Annotated in this window: 22 protein-coding genes and 2 tRNA genes; 11 read left to right on the forward strand and 13 right to left on the reverse strand. The window is 38.4% G+C overall.

Going from position 1 to position 24,208, the window contains the following annotated elements; translation table 11 throughout:
* Positions 1 to 255: 255 nt before the first annotated feature.
* A complete protein-coding gene (locus tag PR834_RS18335; protein WP_197739766.1) occupies positions 256 to 1,815 on the forward strand; it encodes a BCCT family transporter in 1,560 nt (519 codons plus the stop codon).
* A gap of 87 nt (positions 1,816 to 1,902) precedes the next feature.
* Here the strand turns inward: PR834_RS18335 and rimI are convergent, their stop codons facing one another.
* Together rimI and PR834_RS18345 are read right to left on the reverse strand one after the other, a co-directional pair.
* Positions 1,903 to 2,355 carry a ribosomal protein S18-alanine N-acetyltransferase gene (gene rimI / locus PR834_RS18340; protein ID WP_094962719.1) on the reverse strand — a complete coding sequence of 151 codons (453 nt, stop codon included), beginning with the start codon at positions 2,353 to 2,355 and terminating at the stop codon, positions 1,903 to 1,905.
* Positions 2,324 to 2,734: a DNA polymerase III subunit psi gene (locus PR834_RS18345; RefSeq protein WP_036958569.1), complete on the reverse strand. Its 411-nt coding sequence runs from the start codon at positions 2,732 to 2,734 to the stop codon at positions 2,324 to 2,326. Before PR834_RS18345 ends, rimI begins: the two co-directional genes overlap by 32 nt.
* Positions 2,735 to 2,868: 134 nt before the next feature.
* Between PR834_RS18345 and rsmC the strand changes: the two genes are divergently transcribed.
* The 3 genes from rsmC to PR834_RS18360 all read left to right on the forward strand — a co-directional run bounded on the left by rsmC (position 2,869) and on the right by PR834_RS18360 (position 4,313).
* Positions 2,869 to 3,882 (forward strand): 16S rRNA (guanine(1207)-N(2))-methyltransferase RsmC, encoded by a 1,014-nt coding sequence (gene rsmC, locus PR834_RS18350; RefSeq protein WP_196725610.1) that lies wholly within the window; start codon positions 2,869 to 2,871, stop codon positions 3,880 to 3,882.
* A gap of 195 nt (positions 3,883 to 4,077) precedes the next feature.
* Positions 4,078 to 4,163, forward strand: a tRNA-Leu gene (locus PR834_RS18355).
* A gap of 64 nt (positions 4,164 to 4,227) precedes the next feature.
* A tRNA-Leu gene (locus tag PR834_RS18360) sits at positions 4,228 to 4,313 on the forward strand.
* Between the two features lie 194 nt (positions 4,314 to 4,507).
* Here PR834_RS18360 and PR834_RS18365 read toward each other — a convergent pair.
* The 6 genes from PR834_RS18365 to PR834_RS18390 form a co-directional block, all read right to left on the reverse strand.
* Positions 4,508 to 4,762: a DUF1435 family protein gene (locus PR834_RS18365; RefSeq protein WP_004905763.1), complete on the reverse strand. Its 255-nt coding sequence runs from the start codon at positions 4,760 to 4,762 to the stop codon at positions 4,508 to 4,510.
* Positions 4,763 to 4,880: 118 nt separating this feature from the next.
* On the reverse strand, positions 4,881 to 5,411 hold the full coding sequence (locus tag PR834_RS18370; RefSeq protein WP_228677486.1) for a GNAT family N-acetyltransferase: 531 nt from the start codon (positions 5,409 to 5,411) through the stop codon (positions 4,881 to 4,883).
* A gap of 207 nt (positions 5,412 to 5,618) precedes the next feature.
* Entirely contained in the window at positions 5,619 to 7,058 is a 1,440-nt protein-coding gene (gene phoA / locus PR834_RS18375) for an alkaline phosphatase (RefSeq protein WP_004905768.1), read from the reverse strand.
* A 181-nt stretch (positions 7,059 to 7,239) separates the two neighbouring features.
* A complete protein-coding gene (locus tag PR834_RS18380; RefSeq protein WP_272536849.1) occupies positions 7,240 to 8,808 on the reverse strand; it encodes an alpha/beta hydrolase-fold protein in 1,569 nt (522 codons plus the stop codon).
* A 58-nt stretch (positions 8,809 to 8,866) separates the two neighbouring features.
* Entirely contained in the window at positions 8,867 to 9,481 is a 615-nt protein-coding gene (locus PR834_RS18385) for a DUF3156 family protein (RefSeq protein ID WP_272536850.1), read from the reverse strand.
* The gene (locus tag PR834_RS18390) at positions 9,456 to 10,946 is read right to left on the reverse strand and encodes an APC family permease (protein WP_094962716.1); all 1,491 of its coding nucleotides are present in this window, start codon (positions 10,944 to 10,946) and stop codon (positions 9,456 to 9,458) included. Before PR834_RS18390 ends, PR834_RS18385 begins: the two co-directional genes overlap by 26 nt.
* A 397-nt stretch (positions 10,947 to 11,343) precedes the next feature.
* Between PR834_RS18390 and PR834_RS18395 the strand changes: the two genes are divergently transcribed.
* Positions 11,344 to 12,009: a helix-turn-helix transcriptional regulator gene (locus PR834_RS18395; RefSeq protein ID WP_272536852.1), complete on the forward strand. Its 666-nt coding sequence runs from the start codon at positions 11,344 to 11,346 to the stop codon at positions 12,007 to 12,009.
* 163 nt (positions 12,010 to 12,172) lie between these two features.
* Here the strand turns inward: PR834_RS18395 and PR834_RS18400 are convergent, their stop codons facing one another.
* From PR834_RS18400 to PR834_RS18415, 4 genes are all read right to left on the reverse strand, one after another.
* Positions 12,173 to 13,666, reverse strand: coding sequence for an aldehyde dehydrogenase family protein (locus PR834_RS18400; protein WP_094962714.1), 1,494 nt, complete (start codon positions 13,664 to 13,666; stop codon positions 12,173 to 12,175).
* A gap of 28 nt (positions 13,667 to 13,694) precedes the next feature.
* On the reverse strand, positions 13,695 to 14,063 hold the full coding sequence (locus PR834_RS18405; RefSeq protein ID WP_004905783.1) for a cupin domain-containing protein: 369 nt from the start codon (positions 14,061 to 14,063) through the stop codon (positions 13,695 to 13,697).
* Between the two features lie 50 nt (positions 14,064 to 14,113).
* On the reverse strand, positions 14,114 to 15,418 hold the full coding sequence (locus tag PR834_RS18410) for an NAD(P)/FAD-dependent oxidoreductase (protein WP_112307778.1): 1,305 nt from the start codon (positions 15,416 to 15,418) through the stop codon (positions 14,114 to 14,116).
* Positions 15,419 to 15,756: 338 nt separating this feature from the next.
* Positions 15,757 to 16,500 (reverse strand): helix-turn-helix transcriptional regulator, encoded by a 744-nt coding sequence (locus PR834_RS18415; RefSeq protein WP_004905785.1) that lies wholly within the window; start codon positions 16,498 to 16,500, stop codon positions 15,757 to 15,759.
* 264 nt (positions 16,501 to 16,764) lie between these two features.
* On the opposite strand from PR834_RS18415, the gene uriH reads away from it, so the two are divergent.
* Positions 16,765 to 17,709, forward strand: a complete 945-nt coding sequence (gene uriH / locus PR834_RS18420; RefSeq protein WP_094962712.1) for a uridine-preferring nucleoside hydrolase UriH — start codon at positions 16,765 to 16,767, stop codon at positions 17,707 to 17,709.
* Positions 17,710 to 17,753: 44 nt separating this feature from the next.
* Here uriH and PR834_RS18425 read toward each other — a convergent pair whose 3' ends face one another.
* On the reverse strand, positions 17,754 to 18,740 hold the full coding sequence (locus PR834_RS18425; RefSeq protein WP_096865187.1) for a glycosyltransferase: 987 nt from the start codon (positions 18,738 to 18,740) through the stop codon (positions 17,754 to 17,756).
* Positions 18,741 to 19,032: 292 nt separating this feature from the next.
* On the opposite strand from PR834_RS18425, the gene PR834_RS18430 reads away from it, so the two are divergent.
* The 5 genes from PR834_RS18430 to PR834_RS18450 form a co-directional block, all read left to right on the forward strand.
* A complete protein-coding gene (locus PR834_RS18430; protein WP_272536851.1) occupies positions 19,033 to 19,947 on the forward strand; it encodes a DUF808 domain-containing protein in 915 nt (304 codons plus the stop codon).
* Between the two features lie 372 nt (positions 19,948 to 20,319).
* Complete coding sequence (gene narX / locus PR834_RS18435) at positions 20,320 to 22,077, forward strand: nitrate/nitrite two-component system sensor histidine kinase NarX (protein WP_196725620.1); 1,758 nt, start codon at positions 20,320 to 20,322, stop codon at positions 22,075 to 22,077.
* 19 nt (positions 22,078 to 22,096) lie between these two features.
* Positions 22,097 to 22,753, forward strand: coding sequence for a two-component system response regulator NarL (gene narL / locus PR834_RS18440; protein WP_004905790.1), 657 nt, complete (start codon positions 22,097 to 22,099; stop codon positions 22,751 to 22,753).
* A 143-nt stretch (positions 22,754 to 22,896) separates the two neighbouring features.
* On the forward strand, positions 22,897 to 23,412 hold the full coding sequence (gene idi, locus PR834_RS18445) for an isopentenyl-diphosphate Delta-isomerase (RefSeq protein WP_181489193.1): 516 nt from the start codon (positions 22,897 to 22,899) through the stop codon (positions 23,410 to 23,412).
* A 612-nt stretch (positions 23,413 to 24,024) separates the two neighbouring features.
* On the forward strand, positions 24,025 to 24,208 hold a 184-nt coding region (locus PR834_RS18450), incomplete at its 3' end, for a hypothetical protein (protein WP_272525546.1).

A 24,208-nucleotide genomic window follows, 5' to 3' on the forward strand; every position in this document is an offset into this window, starting at 1 on the left:
ATTAATGATCAAATGAAATATTGATAATTTTTTAACCAAAAACGATTAAATTAATAATAACAATCAGTTAAATCAATCACCCTTAACTCACCTGTTAATGATTGGTTAATTTCTTGTTGACTGCACAATCTTTGCATGGCTATTCTTTGTAAACCAAAAGTAGCATCTAACAAAAAGTACCCTTAAAACACAACGAGTATTCCCTGCAAGCCAACTCTCATAAAAGAAAAATAAGTGAGCAACTGGAGAAGAGGTATGATGAATCACAAAAAATCCGTATTTTACGTGTCGCTAGCTTTTAGCCTAGCGTTAATCAGTTTTGGTGCATTTATTCCTGATAAGCTGGAAGCTTTTTCAAATTCCGCCTTAAGTTTTATCTATAACAATCTAGGTTGGTTTATTCTAGGTTCCGTTTTTATCTTTTTCAGCTTCTGTATGTTTCTTGGTTTTTCCAAATTTGGTCACATACGCCTTGGCGATGACAATGACAAACCGGAATACCGTACAGTCACTTGGATTGCGATGTTATTCAGTGCCTCAATTGGTATAAGTTTGATGTTCTGGGGGGTAGCAGAGCCTGTTTCCTATTATATCAGCCCGCCGATTGGCCAAGGTTCAACAGAACAGTCTGCTAAAGCAGCCATGCAATATGTCTATCTGCATTGGGGTGTTTCTGCATGGGCCTGTTATGCGCTTGTCGGTGTAGCTTTAGGCTATTTCCAATTTAGAAAAAAACTACCATCTTCACTCAGCTCTGTTTTCTATCCATTGATTGGGGATCGGATCTACGGCTCTGTCGGGAAATGGATCAATATATTGGTGATGTTATCCGTCGTCATTGGTATCGCCACATCATTAGGCTTTGGTACACTACAAGTTAACAGTGGTATGAATTACTTATGGGGATTGCCCATTAGTATTTATGTACAAATTGGTTTGATTGCTATTATTACTGTTGTTTATATTGCTTCGACGATTTCCGGGTTACAAGGGGCAATAAAACATCTATCAAACTTAAATATCATACTTGCTCTCGGATTAATGGCATTTATCTTTCTATCTGGTCCAACCCAAACTATCTTAAAAGTTTTATTCCAAGGTATTGGAGACTACGTCCAAAATTTTGTCAGTATGTCATTTCGTACTGAACCCTATAATGACGGTACTTGGATTGCTAACTGGACACTGTTTTACTTTGGTTGGTGGATAGCATGGGCACCGTTAGTTGGCAGCTTTGTGGCTCGTATTTCAAAAGGAAGAACAATCAAAGAATTTATGATTGGCGCAGTATTTATTCCTGTATTAAGTGCTTTTGCATGGTTTGCAGTTATGGGCGGTTCTGCCATCCATTTAATTCAAAACTTAGGGCAAACCGCACTAGCAGATGCTGTAAAAACCGATGTCACATCTGCACTGTTTAAGTTCTTAGATTATTTCCCTGCATCGACATTTATTAGTGTCTTAGCTATTGCCTTGGTACTGATTTTCTTTATCACATCAGCTAACTCGGCGGTATTTGTACTGGGAATGGTCAGTGAAAATGGGAACCCAAATCCGTCTCATGTCACTAAAACCATTTGGGGTGTCATTATTGCAGCAATCGCGATCGTACTAATTATGACCGGCGGATTATCCGGTTTGCAATCTGCACTGGTCGCCATGGCTGTACCGTTATCCATCATGATGCTAATTATGTGTTATTCCACATATAAAGGCCTCAATGAAGAAGTTAACGCACAAGCTGCGGCAAAAAAAGAGTTAAAAGATAATATCCAACTAATTAATAAACCTATTCTTCCTGAAATTGAAAAATAGTCGTCCATAAAAGCACAAAACCCCAATATGTTATGACACATATTGGGGTTTTAATTATATTAATAATAAATTATTCGTTACTTAAATTTATTCATCAGAAAATAGAGTCAAAGCAAGTACTAAAGCATCTTCTCGGCCTTTTTTAGCAGGGTAGTAATCTTTACGTACCGTCACTTGGTGAAAACCTAACTTATCGTATAGATGCAAAGCAGATGTATTTGATTCCCTCACTTCTAGCCATAACGTGAGAATGCCTTTCTTTACAAGTTCTTCGATGAGCTGTTCTAGCAACAAACGGCCATAGCCTTTCCCTTGGTAATCAGGGTGTATGGCAATATTAAACAAAGTCGCTTCATCAAGAACACACTGTGTTATTGCATAACCAATAATCTGATTATTAACGGATATTTTTATGTTATGGTACTTTTCCCCTTGGTTCCCATAAAAAACTCGCTCAGTCCATGGAAAATCATGGCTTAACTTCTCAATTAAGTAGGCGGTTGCGAGATCAGATTGCTTTAGTGTTGAAATTTTCATCATATTGATAAATTTGTTTCCATAGTGCCCGTTTAGCGCTATAGCTTGTACTTAGCTCAGACAAAACAGGTGAAGTAAACATGACTTTTGAACCTTCAGGCTGGATTTCATCACCTAATACCCAACATGGTGTTATTATTGGTGTTGGGATTAAACCTAATTGCTCTGAATTGACACAAACCACATCGTCCTGTGCAATATTCATGGAAAGAAAAATATCTTTTAGCAATTGGCTATTTAAATCAAGGTTCTCATCAGTAATAATAATAAGCTTAGTCGACGCTGGGATCCTTACACCACGCTCACCACGTAACACGGCAGGATTTCTCACCATCCATTGAGTGATCCCCATTTGTTCTAAAAGCCTGTCACGTCGTGTCATTTGATTTTCCAGTCGCAATTTTACAACCACATCTTATCAAAGGGGATTAATAGCGCCAACAGAGCAATGCTATTTCTCTTATCTTTGGTAAGATGGTCATAGGTTTTTTTATTATTTTAGGAGATTGACAGAATATGTCATTACTGACACCTGCCAGCGAAGTTATTCAACGCCATCTCGAACATTTTACAGATCGTCATGTCATTTTGGCTGGTGACATTCAGGATGAACTCGCTGCAACCTTAGAAGCAGCTAGTGTTCGTGTCATCACCAACCAGTATCATCACTGGCAACGCTTACAACCGTTAATGGGCGATATGGCGTTATTCTCTGCCACAACACCCGCGGAATTTATCCAGCCTTGCGATACTCTCATTTATTTTTGGCAAAAAAACAAGCAAGAAGCCTGTTTCCAACTCGATGACCTCTGTACTCACCTCGCTGCGGGTAGCCAAATTTTTATCGTTGGCGAAAACCGTAGTGGTGTTAAAAGCGCCGAATCCATTATGGAAGGGATCGCTAGCTTACAAAAAATTGACTCAGCACGCCGCTGTGGCTTGTACTATGGTGAATTAGAACAACCGACAACCTTTGATATTGCTCGCTGGTGGCGTCATTATCAGATTGATAATGTTAAAATTAACGCACTGCCAGGGGTATTTAGCCATAATGAGCTTGATATCGGTAGTGATCTACTGTTATCAACGCTAACTGATCCAATGAGCGGCGATCTGCTTGATCTAGCTTGTGGTAATGGGGTGATCGCCGCAGTTCTCGGCTCGCAAAACCCAGAGCTAAAACTCACCTTAAGTGATGTGAGTGCGTCTGCGCTAGATTCCGCTGCATCCACTCTTGAGGCAAACAAACTGGCTGGCGAAGTCATCGCGAGTGATGCTTACTCAGATATTAACGATAAATTTGATTGGATTATTTCTAACCCTCCATTCCATGATGGCCTAAACACCAGTTATCGTGCGGTTGAAAATATGATTTACCAAGCCCCTAAATACCTGAAAAAAGGTGGCCGTTTGCGGATCGTCGCGAATGCTTTCTTACCGTACCCTGATTTACTCGATAAAGCATTTGGTAGCCATGAAGTACTTGCCAAAACGGGAAAATTCAAAGTTTACCAAGCGGTTAAGCGTTAGTTTATTCGCGAATAAATTAGACTAAAGCACAATTTTTCATACGACTTAATGGCGGGTGAACCCTTACCGGCCATTTTTTCATCAATCAAAAATACTACATAAAAAAATTATTGACGTTCGTCGAAATTAGCCTAAAATCCGCAACACATTATTGCTGGTTAAAAGCATTGATGAATCAAAGTTTAGTTAGGTATTGCGAGGGTGGCGGAATTGGTAGACGCGCTAGCTTCAGGTGTTAGTGTCCTATGGACGTGGGGGTTCAAGTCCCCCCTTTCGCACCACTAACTTTGGATAAATCACATTAATGTAGTATTGATGTGACAGTAGTATTGATGTGACAGTATTGCGAGGGTGGCGGAATTGGTAGACGCGCTAGCTTCAGGTGTTAGTGTCCTTCGGACGTGGGGGTTCAAGTCCCCCCTTTCGCACCACTGGTCAGTCATTTTTTTATAACATCTTGCCCTTTTGACCTTCTCTGTAATGCTAACACTGCCTTATCTGACTATTTACTATAAGACAATAGTAAATCATTTGAATAAACCGTTATATTGAATACCATTCAATTATCAATATCTTTCGATACCACTTTCTTCTGTTCTATTTAATTATTAATTAGATTATAGAGCTACCTTTGTAGTACAAAGGCCATCATAAAACATGCAAGTGAAATCACAGCTGGGATAATCAATAAACGACGAGAACCGCGATTAAATAACATCCCTGCAGTTGCTACCATCATGATAATCATAATGATTTTTAGATTATCTAAGCCCATATTATTGAGTACATAAGCAATGCTCAACAATATCACAGCAAAGACTCCCCAAAGGCCAGCGCCTATACGCTTTAAACCTGTGGTTTTTGATATGCTAGTTGGCATAGTGACCTCAACACTCTTAAATGATAATGATTATCAATAATATCTAGTTTTTAGTAAATTTCAATGCTTTTTTTATTCCACTCCCTATAAATTAACACTTATTTTACAAAATAAAAACTTACGAAAATAGATAAATAAAATGAATATCTTCGGGCTCTAATGCAAATAATTCAGGATCAGGCTGTGCAATTAAGGTGCAGCCTAGGTGTTGATAAAAATGCACTGTATTTTCTGAAGGCGTTGCAGAAATATATAAGCCCTTTGCCCCTTTTTGTATCGCCATTTCAGCGCATTGTTGGAATAACATCCCTGCTAAACCTTGGCCACGGTACGAGTGGCTCACATGCAGGAAAGATAATTGCATTAAATTTTTTTGCTCACCGCGCCACACATTATCTAAACTTGCGGCAGCAATTAGCTTGCCCTGCTCAAAAACCCCAAGAAATATCGCCCCTTGGTCATAACTTTCCAACAAATGAGGGGTATAGGTTTCAGGTTCACCTTCTGGCCAACCTTTCATATCAAACCGTTGTTTGGATAGCACCAATTCGCCATTTTGATACAGATAAAGGTTTTCAATTAATTCAGTGCGGTCGATAGACCAAACAGATGGGATTTCATCTCGTTGTAGTTCGCGAACTTCTCTCATTATGCCATTCTCATTATTTGTGCCTATGAAGAAGCACATTTATTGTTATCAGATGATTCAATTTCTCAAGATAACGGATAAAAAAAGAAGTGCAAATATTTAGTAAGTTTATTGAGGAACGGTTGAAAAATAAGGAGAAAATATACTAGAAAATAAAAAAATCCCCCGCAACATCCTATTGCGGAGAATTTTCACTACAGGGTTGGTTTATTGCTTCAATCCCATTGCATCGCGCATGGTAAAGAACAAATCAGTTTGGTCAGTTAGACCCATTACATTTGCCGCATGTGGGCCATAAGCCGCCACACGTAACTGAGCACCGGTGTGCTCTTGAGAATCATCTTCTTCAGAGTTACCGTAATTTACCACCATCACAGAGCCGTCTTTAGTAATCAACGCTTGCGTTAAGCCCGTTGATTTTGTTCCTTCTGGAATAATTTGGCTTGAATGTGAATGGTCAGCAGTCACGATAACTAATGTATCACCATGTTTTTTAGCGAAATCTAAGCCGACTTGTACAGCTTGGTCGAGAGCAACAGTTTCACCAATTTGGCCACATGGGTTTGCTTTATGGTCTTGCTTATCGATAGAGGCACTTTCAACCTGCAAGAAGAAACCATTTGGGTTGACTTCTAACAGCTCAATCGCTTTTTTCGTCATTTGAGCCAATGTTGGTGCATTAGGGTCTAACTTCGCATTCGGTTTACATTCCAATGGCGCATTGTTGATATTACCGTAGTGAACCGCTTTCGGGCCTTCCCATGCAACGGTCATGTTACCATCATGGAATAATCCCAGAACGGGTTTATCTTGATTTGCGACTTTGATGCTATCTAATGTTTTAGCATCACGCACAATATTGTACCCACGCTCAATAGCCTGTTGTTCCAGAGTTTTGCCTTTGTAGTCACCCGCCTTTGCTTCTTGTTTGAAGCTCTTAGCGCCACCACCAAGCGTGACATCAGGACGAGTTACCAACAGTTGTTCTGAAATTGAACCACGACCGCCATTTTCTAGCGCGTTAGCCGCACATTTTTCTGTTGTTTCCTCAGGGCCATAACATTTACGCGCACTCACATGCGAAAATTGCGCAGCAGGCGTTGCATCTTGAATCTCGGAAGTTGTGACGTTACCCGTCGCTTTACCATTACGTTTAGCTATCTCAATTAATGTTTCATGATCATTACCAAATACATCAATCCCTAACGCACCATTGTAGGTTTTCACACCGGAAGACCACGCGGTGGCAGATGCCGCAGAGTCAGTTACATAGTCGGGTTTTTGTGTTTTTTTATCTAACGCATAATGGGTATATTGGCCAGTGATTGGCAGGGCATCAATACCTTTAAAGAACCCTGAAGCGCCTTCTGCATAGTTACGAGCAACAGTAATCTCAGAGTCACCCATACCATCACCAATAAATAAAATCACATTTTTGGCTTGGCCATTGTGAAGTGCGGCTTTCATGATATCAGTTTGCTCTGTCGCTAAACGACGCGCACCACCAAATTTGGTGATATCACCTTGCGCCGCACGGTTTTCTGACACCGCATCATTTTTATCAGCCGCGTAGGCAGGGACTGTACTCCCCAAAATTAAAGTACTTACCGTGACAGCTAAAAGGGATTTCATAAAATTACCAGTCATAACTGTTTCCTTGCCAATCAATAATGAAAAGAGAAGATGTATATTTCAAATAATGAAAGGCATGCTAAAGGAGCCAGATGACAGTTGAATGACGCTTTTATGGCGAAATGAAGACGTTAGTCATAAATGTAAAAAAGCAGCTAAATATAAGCTGCTTTTTGTGAATGAGCGTTAGGGCTATTTACCATTGTGACGCAAGTTGGTTTGTTCCCTCATAAAGCGTTTCACACCAAGAAACGTAGTCGTGCCCGCTAGGGAGTTCAATGGCATCAACTTGATAACCTTTATGTTTTAGAACATCGAATAACCGATAGTGGTTTTGAATAATTCCCCCCCAACTACCACGTTGTTCAAAAAGGCCAGCCTCAAGGAAAAAACGGATCGGTTGTGTTGGCATCATTTCGATTTCACGAATCAACCATTCAGGGTCTTTATCCTTCGGAGCCCACCAATAAGATCCTGACATGCTAATGACATTACCGAAAACTTCAGGATGCTGTAACGCATTCCATGCCGCCCCAAGCCCTCCATAACTGGAACCCGCAATAATCGTATGGCTTGCAGGTGCTTGAATTCCCATTTCCGCGAGTTGGGGCATAAGTTCATCCGCCAGCAACTTAGGAAAGGCATCATTAGGAGGAAGCTCATCACCACGACGCGCTGAATTGATGCTATCCACAAATACAATATTCATAGCAGGAAAATTCCCCTGATTTATCCACTTATCAAAAAATTTCTCCATCTGATAGTCTTTCAGGTAAATTTGCCCATCTAATAACACCAATAGCGCCGGAGCTTCCATTGGTATATTAGGCTGATAAACCGTTATTTTTCTTTCGTTTTTTAATACCTGGCTCGTCAACGTAAATGTCTCTAAACGGCCTTTAATCTGCCTGTTTTCTACATCAGGGAAGTGACATTGGCGTATGTTCGGTACCAATGATAACAACGAAAAACGGTTATATTTATCTACGCGTTGCGAAGGAATAACATGAGAATTATAAGGATCAGACTGCGCTGTGACTAAAATCGCTTTACGTTGAGCAAAGCCGCCCTCAGGCACAGAAGGTATATCCGGTGCAATTTTATATTGTGATAACGTATCATTAGGAATGATAAAAGAACGATACCAAATATCCGTTCCCGCCAAGTGGGCCATTCTTTCGTGATTACCTGACGGCGCCCCTAGAATATAGGCATTTGCTTTCGCGCCACGCCAAAGAAATGTCACGCGTTTTTGTCGATTTGAAAACGCCTCAACCAGGGGGGTTCCTTGCGCGGCGACAGCTTGCCAAAATGCGCTTGTATCACCATTTTGATAATGTTCATCAAGCAAACTTTGTAGCATCGGGCTAATAGGTTCATTATCTTTTTTAATGGCTAAAGGCTGATACTGGCTGATGTCAAACTTTAATTGCCAAGGTTTACCCGGCTCACCATTCAACGCTAGATAATAAACCCCATTTTCTGATACTACATAATCTGCGCTATGGGGCTCTTGTACTGAACCATACTCTTGCAATGCACGCACTGACTGCTTATTGGAATCCAATAACAGGACCTTGGAAAGACCTTCACCACGTTGTTTTATAAAATCTTGCTGTGATACTTCAAAAGATAAGCAACTATGACCTTCGCTATCATGCACCCCTTCAGCAAAGGAAAGCTCAGATAAACGTATGCAGTCAGAATGCGTTGCCATTGCAGCAGATGACAACAACATACAACCTAAAAGAGGCAAAGATTTCACATCAAATTCCAGCGAGTCAATTGATAATAATTATTACTATCAAAAAACTCTTTTAAACTCAATGGCTCACAGCACGTTTTTCCATCAGTTGGTTAATTAACTGCAGCGCACTCAATAAATAATAACGTTGTTTTTGTATTAATCTCAAATAACGACGAGTCGCTGGGATGCGGCTCACCATTTCTGATGCCGTATAAGGCTCTATTTCACAACGCCAACGGCCACTGCTAAACTCTATCTTGCAATGATTAAATTCCAGCTCTTCTAATGTTTGCCGAATAACGGGATATTCATTCAACCACTCGATAACTTTATGACCATCCATTTGTTTCGATACGAAATGGATATGTTTTTTCTTTATACTCCCACGGGTTTTTACTTCAATTGTTGCATTGATATCATTAGTACACTGGCCAGATACCGCAAAGCGGCTATATACGATAAAAGCGAGAAACAATTTTCTTGGTCGCTCAGTTACCTCAATGGTTAGCTCAGGCGCAGGCTGTACAAGGAGCACTCCAGGTGCTCCCCACTCACATGGATAAGGCGCCATGTCCTTTTCAACACGGTTAAGTGTCAATCCTGTTTGATATCCGGCAGGCAAACGTTGCTGAGTGAGCTTACCGATTCTTTCCCACAAAGATGGTTTAGGCGAGGTTACGTAATGGCTCAAGTTGGCCTCCTTCCATTTCTTCATCAGCAAAGGAATTCGATAAAACGGATTCAACATCTACAGGTTTAAATGGGTTAACTTTCTGTACGAAAACAGTCCAAATTAATGCATATCCTGCTGTTAAACCTAACATAATGGCAAAGGGAATATAGACATCCGACTTATTCATGCCAGGAGGAGTGATATACACAATAGCTAAAATAATTCCGACACTCGAAATAATTTGCGGTATAGGGAAAAAAGGCGAACGATAGGCACGATGTAAGTCAGGTCGACGAATGCGCAATAACACCACTGAAATCGTTACCAACAAGTAAGCCGTCCCCCAAGAACACACCGCCGCCAGTACCAATGGAATAATACGGTCAAGGTCACCTTGAATAGCAAAAGCATGCAAACATGGGATCATCACGGCGACTAAAATACCGAATACCGGGGTTTTGAAACGCGGGTGTAAATAAGCAAAAATGCGTGGTAATGCCCCATCAAGCGCCATTCCATAAAGAATACGAGGTACCGCTGCCATTAACGTATTAATGGTTGCTCCACCAGCCAATAATAATGCGACACCTATCCAATACTTCCCAAACTCGCCCATGACAATTTCAGCGAATGCAGGGATTGCCATCGGTGTTTCAAGTAAGCGTGTGCCTGTTTGCGGGTCAACGACCACATTTTCCACTTGGTTCGCTAGAGCTGCACCGAATAACACCATACAGAGTGCGACGCAGAATAAACCCGTGGTCATCGCGCGAGGGATCACCTTGGCAGAATTTTTAATTTCAGGCGCCATTGGAGTAACAAGTTCACAACCAACAAACATAAACATTGCCATCCCCACAAAACTAAGGATGAGCGTTGGATCCGTATTAAGTGGCTGACCGAACCAGCCGTCCATATCGACATGAAACGGCAACATCAAACCGCTCACACTAAAAATCACTAACGTAGACCACATGGCGAATGTCAGTACAACCTCGACCTTACCAAAGGCCTCAATACCAAATGCATTTAAAATCCCAAACGTGACAACTAATCCCACGCCGACCATCCAAGATGAATTACTGGTCTCTAGGACAGTATTGAGATGCTCAAAGTTAACGAGCGCCATAATTCCTGAAAGGATCGTTTCGGCAGTTCCTGCAAACACATGCACAATCAAATAAGCCGAAAGTGCGCCAGTTATCGCCCAAAAACGCCCCATTCCACACGATATATAGTCATATACCGACCCTGAAGTTGGTAGAATAGCCGCAGCCTCCGAAAATGTGGTTAGCTGAGCTTGCATCATAATGAAGCTGAATAACACCGCTAGGGCGAATGTATCACCACCAATACCGAATCCACTCGTAACGGTTAAAATAACGGGGCTAGCCATAATCAAGCCGGCAGAACTCGCCAATGTGGTCGGAAAGCCAACTTTCCCTTTTTCTAAATGTGTCGACAATTTTGAGGATAAATTCATTTTACATCCCTCTCACTCTCTACCCAGTCATGAATGTGAATTTTTTGTAAAAACAAAGTAACTACATATCCACTATAGAAATAAGCCTAAACAGGCTGCTATCGTCCTAAAGAACGATACCTAGAGAGAGGGGAAATAAAATGCAACTCGCGAAAAGTACCCATATTTTGAAGGGCAAAAAAAATAATCAAAGTAATATCAATATGTAGCAAATAAATCACTCATTAATATATTAATAAATAACTCCCTAAAGATACCAAAAAGCACCAAATCAATATTTATGGGGTTTTCATCAGTTTTAAATACTGCAATCAACTTCACGTTATTAATATGTTTATTTTATGTTAACTTCATTAAGAGGCATGATAATAATTCGATTAATACGCAAGGGAATATGATGACTTCACCATTATTCGAGCCTCATCAACAAACATTAATTGATTGCTGCCTAAATACCATTGCTCATATTATTCCGGTTTCCGCATTGGTGTATTACCTCGTGAATGATCATTGCCAGCCAGATAACTACGTTCTTCATGGGATCTCAGCAAAAATGCACGAAGAATATCTCACTTATTTTCACCAATTAGACCCTTTGCACCCTGACCATTTTCGCAGTGATGACTTACGCTTAGTGAGAATGGATTCTGAAATACGCCAGCAAAATCAGGCTTTTTTCCATGATTTTATGCAGCCAAATAACATGGCTGATATGGCAGAAATATTTATTCGCCGTAAAAATAAAATTATTGCGGGGATTTCGGTGCTGCGAGACAGCCCATTTAACCAGCAAGAAATCATGCGATTAAATGCTATCTTGCCTGTCGCTGAACTAATGACATTCGATGTGTTACCCGACTCGCTAGTGTCTTATACCCCTAAAGAACAAGAAATCATCCATTTAGTACGGGAAGGCGCAAGTAATAAGCGAATTGCATTATTATTGGGAGTTTCACTATCAACAGTGAAAACCCACTTACGCAATATCTTCACTAAAGCGAATGTGACGAACCGAACCGAGCTTGTATCATCAGGGTTTATCATTCGCCAAGAAAAGCTCTAATTTGTTTAACGACCACCTACGGCATCTATTTTCATCGCTTTCTCGACAATTAATCATTATCCACCTTCTTCATAACTCACGCTTTTACTTTTCCTGTATTGAAATACAAAAAAAACCGGCACGATGGCCGGGAAATGTTGATTAATTAAATATAAATCGAACACTAATAACGCACCATGACAGATTTTAACTCTGTGTAATACTCAATAAAGGCGCTACCAAATTCACGGCCAATACCCGATGACTTAACACCACCAAATGGGACTGCTGGGTCAAGGAAGGTATGCATATTCACCCATACGGTTCCCGCTTCAATGCGCGAAATCATACGCATCGCTTTACTGAGATCATTTGTCCATAAACTCGCAGCTAAACCAAATGGAGTGCTATTCATCATCTCAATAAGTTCTTCTTCATCATCGTAGCTTAAGAAAGTCCCTATTGGCCCAAATGTTTCCTCTTTCATCAATACATCATTTGGGCTATTAGCACGAATAATGGTTGGAGGCACAAAATACCCAGCACCTGCAATGGGCTGACCACCATAAATAATTTCACTGCCATCTTGGCGAGCTTTTTCAAATAGACCTAAGATTTTTTCATAATGCGCTTTATTTGCCAACGGCCCCATTTCGGTTGTTTCATCTAATGGAGAACCCACTTTCATCGCAGACAAACGCGTTTTTAGTTCTGCTAGTACTTCATCCATCAATTTAGAGGGAATATAGAACCGCTCAGCAGCCGCACAAATTTGTCCTTGATTTAGATATCCCGCTTCAATAATCCCATTAACAATTTTTTCAACCGGTAGGTCAGCTAAGAATGCAGCGCCGTTTTTCCCACCAAGTTCAAGTGTGACTCGGGTTAATTTACCTTCCATCGCTGAGCGCCCTACCGCCAGACCTGTTGGTACTGAACCCGTAAATGTCACTTTAGAACAAAGTGGATGATGAATCAGTGCAGGTCCAACTTCACGACCACCACCATTCACGATATTAATTACACCGTCAGGTACCCCTGCCTCTTTTGCTAATTCCACCACCCTTAGCATAGTTAGCGGGGTAAATTCACTTGGTTTCAACACAATCGTGCAACCGCATGTTAAAGCGGCAGCTAATTTCCAAATGGAAATCATGATCGAAAAATTCCAAGGAATGATACCGGCGACAACGCCAACGGGTTCACGCTGAGTAAATGCAGAATATTTCTCACCATTAAAAGAAGGCAATGAGACATTCAATGTCTCTCCACTGATTTTTGTCGCCCAACCGGCAAAATAACGCAAGAACTGGGCAGATGAGCCCACTTCAAGAAAACGAGATAATTGAATGGTTTTACCTGAACATAACGTCTCTAGCTGGGCTAATTCTTCAAGGTGTTTTTCAAGTAGGTCAGCAAGGCGGTTTAAGCAATTCCCTCTTTCCATTGGTGTGGTATTTGCCCAAACCCCTTTAAATGCGGTATGAGCCGCATCCATTGCGGCATCAACTTCGGCTAAAGTCCCTTCTTTTACTTTAGCAATAACCTGTTCAGTGGCAGGGTTAACAACATCAAAAAAAGTATCGCCCTTGCCAGAAACCGGTAACCCGTTGATAAAATGGCCGTGTTGACGCTTCAAGAACTCGCTGACTTCTGGTAATAGGGTTAACTCACTCATTGTTATCACTCCACTCAATAGAAACTAATTAGGCATTTACACAAGCTAGGTAATGTTTTACGAAGCGTGGTACATCAATTTCCCATAAAACTTCGGTACCTTTCGCAGCAAACCATGTATCACCTTTATGGTATTCAACCGTCACACCGGTTTTCACATCCGTTAACTTCACCGAACCTTCATGGACTGTCGCCATTTCATCAAATGGATACACCATTTTGAACTTACCTTTAGTGCAAGCAAAAATACCACAGGTTAGATTATCCGTTGGTTCACCGTGGATCATCGCAACACTCGCTTGAGGATCGCCTTCAACAACCACAGAACCTAAATTTGTCACGCTACCAATATTTAATAGTTCTGGCAGTGGTTTGTTTAACAGTAATGGACTAATCATAATTTTTTACCTTTAATCGATTTAAATAAACTAGTTAGGCGGATAACGAATTAACGGCGACCTTGCCAATAACCGGATGTTTGATGCATTATTTTTGCCAGTGAAACAATCACATTACGCATGCTATCTTTACCAATAATATTGGCGTGCGGGATAGAACTCATTAAGTCATAACGATGAGAACCTTCTACCATCCCTTCAGCCAGAACTTTGCACACAATCTGGCTAGGCGTAACACCAAAACCTGAATAGCCCTGCGCATAAAACACATTTTTATGTTGTGGTAATGAACCAATTTGTGGAAATAAATTTGCACTACATGCCATTGGTCCACCCCAAGCTAATTCAATTTTGACATCTTTGAGATAGGGAAAGACTTTTAGCATTAGGTTACGATTCCATGCTTTAAGGTCAGATGGAATGTATTCAAGAAAATGCGTTGAACTACCGAATAAGAGGCGATTTTCATTCGTCACTCGGTAGTAATCAATAACTGGACGAATATCACTATAAGCACCACGGATTGGGCTAATTTGCTCGATCAATTCATCAGGCAGCTCTTCCGTCATTAATTGATATGCATAAGTATTAATGGTCTTAGGGTAAATCGTCGGCTCAAGGCCATTTAAAAATGAATCACAAGCCCACAGCATTTTTTGTGCTTTGACCGTTCCCATCGCAGTTCTAACCTTGATGGTATTACCATACTCAACATTTAATACTTGGCTATTCTCAAATATTTTAGCGCCATATATTTCACTAACCGCTTTCGCTTCACCTAACAATAAGTTCAATGAATGTACATGCCCACCGCCCATGTGTTTGATACCACAGGTATAAGCATCAGAACCAATAATCTGTTTTAGTTCTGAGCCACTGTAAAATTCAATTTCTTCCTCAGGATCGACAGACTTGAAATCTTTTAGCCAACTACGCAAGGTCTTTTCTTGGCGCTTATTGCTTCCTAAGTATGCATAACCACGGCAAAAGTCTGCATCAATATCATATTTAGCGATGCGATCACGCATGATCCCTGCGCCCATATTACTGAGTTTAAAAATTGTTTCTAAACCCTCTGGCCCGACATATTTTTTAATTGCATCGATATCATGACCAATACCCGCCATCACTTGGCCGCCATTACGCCCTGAGCCACCGTAGCCAAGATGCCGTCCTTCCAAAATAGCGATATTGGTAACCCCTTTCTCACACAACTCAAGTGCGGTATGGATCCCAGAAAAGCCGCCACCAATAATCACGACGTCAACATCAAGATCTTCCTTTAATGTAGGAAAACGTAAGTCATATTTCTTAGTCGCAGCATAGTAAGTTAATGATTCTACTTGGTTATTCATTATGGATACCCTGTTTAGTATCTTTCGATAACCTGATTATCTTAACCTTACATTAACAATTACATATCCCTTTAGGGACATTCGAAACATAAAGTTAACAATTGTGATGCAAGTAGAATATTTAAATTATAATAAAATTTATAAAATCAAAAAATATAAGATTATAAACAATTAGTTATACAACTATTACCATATTAATAATGATGATTATTAATTGAATTTTAGTTTATTAAGGTCATCTAGACAAAAACAAAAAAATAACGCAGCAATAAAAAAGATAACAGCCATAAAACACTTTTAAATCATTAGGTTAAAATAAATATAAAAACACATTATACTTAGCTTAACCTATTCATTAATAAGTTAAATAATTCAACCTGTGAATTAATACTTAATTTTTGATAGATATTCTTACGGTGATTTTTCACTGTCCCTAAACTAATGAAAAGTGCCTGTGCAATTTGTGGTGAACCTTTGCCCGCTAAGATTAATTCGACAACTTCACACTCTCTCGGTGTTAACCCAAATCGTGTTTGCATGTCTGTATTTTGGTAGTGATTCGACACCGAAGAAGGAGAAACATCTTTATGAAGTTTGACCATACTACGAATGATATCGAAGGCGTCTTTAAGTGGCGCTTGCGTATATTTTTCCGAGAAAAAAGGCCTATCTTCATTACCAAAAAAAATACCTAACTGCCTATTAGTTGAAATATCTAACAGCAACCCTGCCTCATCGCACCACCCTGTTTTACGATAAAAATTGAGATAATAGTCTGTATGATAAAATCCTTTAGGTGCGAGTTCTTTTAGTGTTAATACTTTAGAAGCCCCGCCTTTTTGGATTTCTTGGTAGAATGGGTCCATTAAATAAGCACCTCGTTGATAGATTCTGTTAATACTATCGCTATTACGGCGCTCTACTTTGGAAAGAAATCGAGGTGGAGCTCCTTTTTCAAAGGAGTAAACAATCGCATTATCGAATGCAATAAGTGAAGACAACCATGATAATAAATTAGGATAAAACTGATTAGTTGCAACAGAATCAATAACATCAGGTAATCTTTCTAGATAGTTCTCCATTCTGCCTCCTCAATCATTAAGTCGTTAATAAAACCATCTGGGCGGTTTCATTTATATTGCTTAAAACTACATAAAGAACACATTATCTTTATAAACTCAACACGATTGTTATTAATATGTTAATCACATCACTCTCCATTAGTAACCCTAATGAATAATTTCATTACATTAGTATTCATAAAAATAGAACTTACATCACATAAAAATAAATATATCCATATATTATGTCAATTAAACGTAAATAACCTAATAAATGGAGAAATAATGTCTAACAATAAAATTATTATCGATTGTGACCCCGGCCACGATGATGCAATGGCAATTTTCTTAGCATTAGGCAATTCAAATATAGAGTTACTTGCGGTAACTACAGTCGTCGGAAACCAAACATTAGATAAAGTTACTCATAACGCACGCGCAATTATGGAATTCGTTAGTGCAAATGATATCCCTATCGCCGCAGGTTGCTCTAGGCCACTAGTGAGAACAATACAGACTGCGCCAGAAGTTCATGGTACAACAGGCCTTGACGGTACTCATCTCCCCGATCCCAAGCTCCCTATTGATCAGCGCCATGCTGTTGACCTAATTATTGATACACTCAAATCACATCCGCCTAAAACAATTACTCTCGTTCCTATTGGGGGGCTAACAAATATTGCTTTGGCAGTGAGAAAAGCACCTGAAATTGTAGAATTAGTAAAAGAAGTTGTTTTAATGGGAGGAGGCTACCATACAGGCAATCGAACTGCAGTCGCTGAATTCAATATCCTTATAGACCCTGAGGCTGCTCATATCGTGTTTAATGAAACTTGGCCTATCACTATGATTGGGTTAGATCTTACACATCAAGCAAGGCCAGACGACCAAATAATGGAAACAATTGCAGCGTTAAATACACCTGTAAGTGATTTTGTTGTTGAATCCCTAAATTACTACACTGCAGGTTACCGCAGACGTAATGGCTATACTAACCATGCCCCTGTCCACGACCTATGTGCTGTTGCTTATGTTATCGACCCATCCATAATGGAAACGATTAAAGCTCCGATTGATATCGAACTGCAAGGTGCTTTAACAACGGGTATGACGGTGACTGACTTTCGCCACCCCGCTAAAGCAGATTGCCACACGCAAGTCGCTACAAAGTTAGATAACCCAAAGTTATGGGATATGTTTATTGCTTCTCTAAAGCAATTAGCAAAATAGAAACAAAAAAGGTAGCCTATAAAAATAGCTACCTTTTCAGTAAATTATGATTTGATAATTTCTTTTAGTTTTGTGTAACGTCTAATTAATCGCCATTTTAATTTTACTGTAGTTGCATGCGCCCACACAATTTGCCAATAACCCTTATCAAAAAATAGTTGTACCATTTCCTTCTGTACATCTGGTGATTTGATGGCTAATAGCGCTTGAATCACCCCTAAGCCTTCCTTTCCTACCTGCCATAAACAAGCAGGGGCTTGTTTAACTTGTTCAGGATAACGCTGGTAAATATTTAACAGCATATCAATAATCTTCAAATAGGTTTTTATCTTACGGACTGAGCGCTCATCACCACTCAATGAGTGTGAAACAGATTGGTTATGGATTAAATATCGATAGTATTGTTCATTAATAAATTGCACGCGCTTTGCTACGAGCAACACTTCTGTTGTCCAAGGAATGTCTTGGTGATGTAATTTGGGCTCAAAGAAAAATTTGTGTTGGCGCAACATGTCTAAACGATATAAATTCAGCCAAGTTACATGCAAAAACTTGCGTGAACTTAAGCCAATTTCAAGCCACTCAGGGCCTGAAATCACCCCAGTTGACGGGACTTTATTCGGTGGGAAAATTGCCTTTGGAGCATCGCCATTAGTATAAACATAAGTCCCATTACAAGTTGCAACATCGAGGTCATTTGATAATGCGATTTCTAATAAACGCCCATACATTTGTGGGCTAATTTCATCATCAATATCAGGAAATGTAATGTATTTTCCCGTAGCCTCAGCCATCCCCGTATTACGAGCAACTGAGACACCTTGGTTTTCTTGATAAAGCACTTTCAAATGTACAAATTTATCTGCATAAGACTTAATGATATCTTCACTTTTATCTTTAGAGCCGTCATTTACAACAATCAGCTCCCAATTTTCTAACTTTTGCGCAATTAAGCTATCAAAAAACTGAGGTAAAAATTTTTCACCATTATATACAGCAACGACAATACTCAAAACTGGCTGAGAAGACATGTATTAACCCTATACCTATCTATTAAAATTTATTTATAAACTAAATAATTAAACCGAATATAAAGTAAAATAGCAGATAGCAATATGTTACTTTACTAAAATTAATAAGTTAGAAAAGAAAAAACCATATTGGTTCCACTGTCATAAAAATTTAATAATTCAAAATTCAGACTTATCAGTTGCAGTGGAATTATCTTATTTGTACATATGGTTTATGTTGTAGTGAACTAATTATCCATTAACTGACCTAATAAACATTAATGACACCTTAAAAAATATTGAGGATACCCTTGTGGCTGGAAGTAGCTTACTCACATTACTTGATGATATTGCCGCTGTACTAGACGATGTTTCCGTCATGACGAAAATGGCTGCCAAAAAAACCTCTGGGGTTTTAGGTGATGACCTCGCGCTAAACGCCCAGCAAGTCACAGGTGTTCGTGCAGATAGAGAGATTCCTGTTGTTTGGTCCGTTGCTAAAGGGTCATTTATTAATAAATTAATACTTGTTCCTTTAGCGTTATTAATCAGTGCCTTTCTTCCTTGGGCTATCACACCACTACTTATGATTGGTGGAGCCTACCTTTGTTTTGAAGGCGCAGAAAAAATAACTCATAAGCTCTTGCATTCTAACGTAAAAGATACTGTTTCCCAAAATCAATTACAGTTATCAGAAGAACAACTTAAGGAATTTGAAAGTAAAAAAATTAAAGGGGCTATTCATACTGATTTTGTTTTATCAGCCGAAATTATTGCCATCACACTAGGTATTGTTTCCACTACCACTTTTATCAACCAAGTGGCCGTACTCTCTATCATTGCTATCGTAATGACTATCGGTGTATATGGCTTAGTTGCAGGGATTGTCAAATTAGATGACTTAGGCTTTTATTTACAGAAGAAAACCTCTTCTTTATTAAAAAAATTTGGTAATTCATTAATTTATGCCACTCCTTATCTGATGAAAACATTATCTGTTGTAGGGACTGCCGCGATGTTTATGGTCGGTGGTGGTATTCTAACCCACGGTATCAGCTATATTTCAGAATGGATCACCGAAATATCCTTTACAGCAACCTTAACGCCTATCATTGGCAGTACTATGCAGTTTATCTTACCAACTATAATTAATTTATTTTTTGGGCTAGTAACAGGCCTAATCCTTGTTGCGATAATCTCACTATTCAAAAAATTTAAAAAAGCTTAAAACAAAAAGGTAGCTCTATCGATTAGGGCTGCCTTTCTTTCTATCATTGATATGATTATCAAAGACACTTTCGATGTATATTATTTTACATATTGATTTACTTCGATATTTAAACTGATCTAAATCAAAAGAAACTCATCTTTAATTTACGCTATAATACGTAAACCTATTTCCAGTCAAACCAAATTTAATCTTATATATCAATAAATAAAAGCATAAAACTTAAAGAAAAATTTTATTTTTTATTCTCTATATCGTTATAGGTCCAAAAAACTACTACCAAAGTAGTATATTTAATATTCGACCCTTTATGAACAATACGAGAAATATGCATTTTAAGTTCGCTAGCGCTACTCTTTAAGGAAGTGACACATGCCCACACTGTATCGCCGATTTTCAATTATTAACCAAGTGATCGGCCTTATGCTACTTATTGCGATCTTAGGAATTATTGGGATGACGATTTCCAATCGAATGATTTTAAGTGTGCAGGGTAACGCTCATGCAATAAATAAATCTGGTTCACTACGAATGCAGAGCTACAGATTGCTTTCTCTAGTCCCTTTAAATACCCAGAATCAGCGTTATCTCGATGCATTAGAATCTGACCTCATCAGCCCAGAGCTGACTCAAGTTGTAAATATCGAAAATTTAACGCCTCAATTTGATGAACTCTACAATTATTGGTTACATATCTTAAAACCCTCATTAATGGAAGCAAATACACCTAACGATGCAAGATACGAAGTTATATCATTTGTAAGTAAACTAGATGAATTAGTTCATAACATTGATGAGAAAACGGAAAGAAAGATTGCTTATGTTGCCATGACACAACTGATTTTCATCAGTTTAGTATTCTTATTACTTATGGGAACTATCTGGCACCTGAGAAGAAAAATTTATTACCCATGGGTTAAATTATTATCAATGGTCAATGCGATTGGACGAAAAGATTTTAGCCAACGCTACCCTAAAAATAATAGGCAAGATGAATTAAATGCGCTAGGAGAAACTCTGAACCAGATGTCGGATGAATTAGCGCTAAGTTATCATCAGCTTGAAGAAAGAGTCGCAGAAAAAACTGCAGACTTAATCACAAAAAATAAGGTGTTATCTTATTTATATCAATCAAACCAAATCCTTCATTCCTCGGATCCCCTCTACTTGCGATTACAAAAAGTTCTTATTGAACTAGAAAACATTACCATACTCAAAAATCTGAGTTTACGGTTGTATGAAGAAAGCAATGAAGCATATTTTCATGAAATATGCTGCCATTCAACCGGGTTATCTGAAGCGAATACAAAGCAACTAAAACAACAAGTCACAACCGAGAAACCTCTTAGCTTGCAATGGGATTTATCAGACAATATGCATCGTTATGGCATTATTATTGGTGAGATTGAAGATAATCAAATACTTTCAGATGAACAAAACAATCTCGTTTCTGTTTTAGCAAAACAAATTTCTGGCATGTTAGCAATGGAACACCAAATAGAACAACAGCAACAGTTGCTTATCATGGATGAACGTTCTGCTATTGCCAGAGAACTCCATGACTCTATCGCCCAGTCTCTATCTTGCTTGAAGATGCAAATTAGTTACCTGCAATTACAACCTGAACCATTACCAGAAAAGCCACAACAGTTGTTAACGGAAATGCGCAGCGAGATTAATACCGCATATAGTCAATTGAGAGAGCTATTAACCACATTTAGGCTTAAATTAACGGAGCCAGGTCTGCTCCCCTCATTAGAAAGTACCATTAATGAATTTAGCGAACGTATGGGGTATAAAATAGACTTAAATTACGACCTACCCGCAAAAAGTATTTCACCGCATCAATCTATTCATATTATACAAATAGTCCGAGAGGCATTAACCAATATTTTAAAACATGCTAATGCAAAATGGGCTGAGGTTTCATTAAACCAGTATGATGGTATTGTGACTATTACAATTACTGACGATGGTACAGGGATCACGTCAAATACTGATAAACTTAATCATTATGGGCTTATTATTATGAGAGAAAGAGCATTAAGCCTTAATGGCAACTGTTGTATTACACCTAGGCCTCAAGGTGGAACAGAGGTAAAAGTTACCTTCCCTTTATCTGACGCTTAACATACCGGAAAAATCATCTATGGAAAATACAAATATAGTGAACGAAAAATCAACCATTCTACTTATTGATGATCATCCGATGCTAAGAAATGGAGTCAAACAATTGATTAGTTTGGAACCTTCATTACAAGTTATCGGTGAAGCGGGAGATGGTAAAACAGGTATCCAAATCGCTGAAGAGCAAGATCCTGACCTTATCTTACTGGATCTCAACATGCCAGGCATGAATGGTTTTGAAACTCTTGATGAACTTAGGAAGCGAGAGTTGTCAGGTAGAATTATTCTTTTTACCGTTTCTAACTATAGTGATGATTTAGTCAATGCACTAAAAAGAGGTGCAGATGGTTATTTACTAAAAGATATGGAACCTGAAGAGCTTATCGTAGCCCTTAAAGAAGCAGCAAGCGGTAAGTTAGTTGTTAGCCCAACATTAGCATCTGTACTTGCTGAATCACTAAGAGATAACACCACACAGGATGACAATAATATTGCTTCATTGACACCAAGAGAAGCCGATATTTTAGAACTGATCTCTCAGGGTTTATCAAATAAAATGATAGCTCGTAAACTAGATATTGCAGAAAGCACAGTAAAAGTACATGTTAAACATTTACTTAAAAAACTCAATTTAAAATCAAGGGTCGAAGCTGCAGTTTGGGTTTTACAACAAAAATAATTTTATACTCGCAGCTATATAACCTTATGATAGCTGCGAGTAAAAAATAATTATGTTTATTAGTAAATAGCTCTAATATGCAAACTTATATTTTTAATTATACTAAACTACTGAAATCATTTTTATGAAGGAAAATAATATAAATGGAAGATGAATTAATTTTAGTAAATGAACATGATGAACCTATTGGTGTTATGCCTAAATTATTGGCGCATCAACTCGGTCATCTGCACCGAGCATTTTCAGTATTTATTTTTAATGAGCAAAACGAGCTACTGATTCAACAGAGAGCTCTTCATAAATATCATTCAGCTGGGCAATGGGCAAATTCTTGCTGTAGCCATCCTAAACCTAATGAAGATACTCAGAAAGCCGCTGAACGTAGACTTCAAGAGGAGCTAGGCTTTGCCACTCCATTAACGCATATAGGTTCCTTAATTTATAAAGCTGATGTTCAGGGAGGATTAATTGAACATGAGTATGACCATATCTTTATTGGACATTATAACAAGAATATCCAACCAAATAGAGAAGAAGTCTCATCTATAAGGTGGGTAAATATTACTCAATTAAAACAAGAGATCCTTCTTAATCCTGAAGTTTTCACACCGTGGTTTAAAAAAATATTGGAAGAATTTCCTTTATTAGATTTCAAATAAATATGTTTTATCATATTTTTATTTATAACTTAATTTTCTAATCTTGCATTTTAATTATAAAAATATTTATCTAAACCTAGAAATATTATAAAAAACACATTATAGATGAAAAATAATTTAATTAATTATTCTTAAATCATTAATTAATAATAGCACTAGTTTAATTTCAGGATAGAAGCATGATAAATTTGTTAATATTTCACCACCTTCAATAATAAATATTATTCTTAACTTTAACTTATCAAATACATTCTATTTATCAGTAAAATTCCATTATATTATCCTATTTATATAATAAGTAATCATATAAAATTCACTACAACCTTGCTAACTATATTTTTTGATTCTTTTACCAGATATATCTAAATTACCAAATATGTTTTTAATTACCATAACAAGTGAGTTGTTACTCACTACTTTATATCTACTAAAAACATTCCCCATTTCAATACATTAGCAATAAGTTAGCTATTCTATGGTATACAATACTATGTATTTAAACGTCCAACTCCCATAACTAGTGAGCTGTTACTCACTACTTTATATCTGCTAGAGACATTCCCCATTTCAATACATTAACAATAAATTACCTATTCTATGGTATACAATGCTATGTATTTAAACGTCCAACTCCCCATCACTAGTGAGCTGTTACTCACTAACTTTGCATTTAATATATCCGTTCATTACACCAATACAACCGCTTCTCCACCATTGCTTCTCCTACCCCTGTCATCCCACCATCGCCAACAGCCACCGCCTCCTTCAACAAGTGAGTTGTTACTTACTACTTTGA

This window comes from Providencia sp. PROV182 (assembly GCF_028480325.1).
GTDB classification, from domain to species: Bacteria; Pseudomonadota; Gammaproteobacteria; order Enterobacterales; family Enterobacteriaceae; genus Providencia; species Providencia hangzhouensis.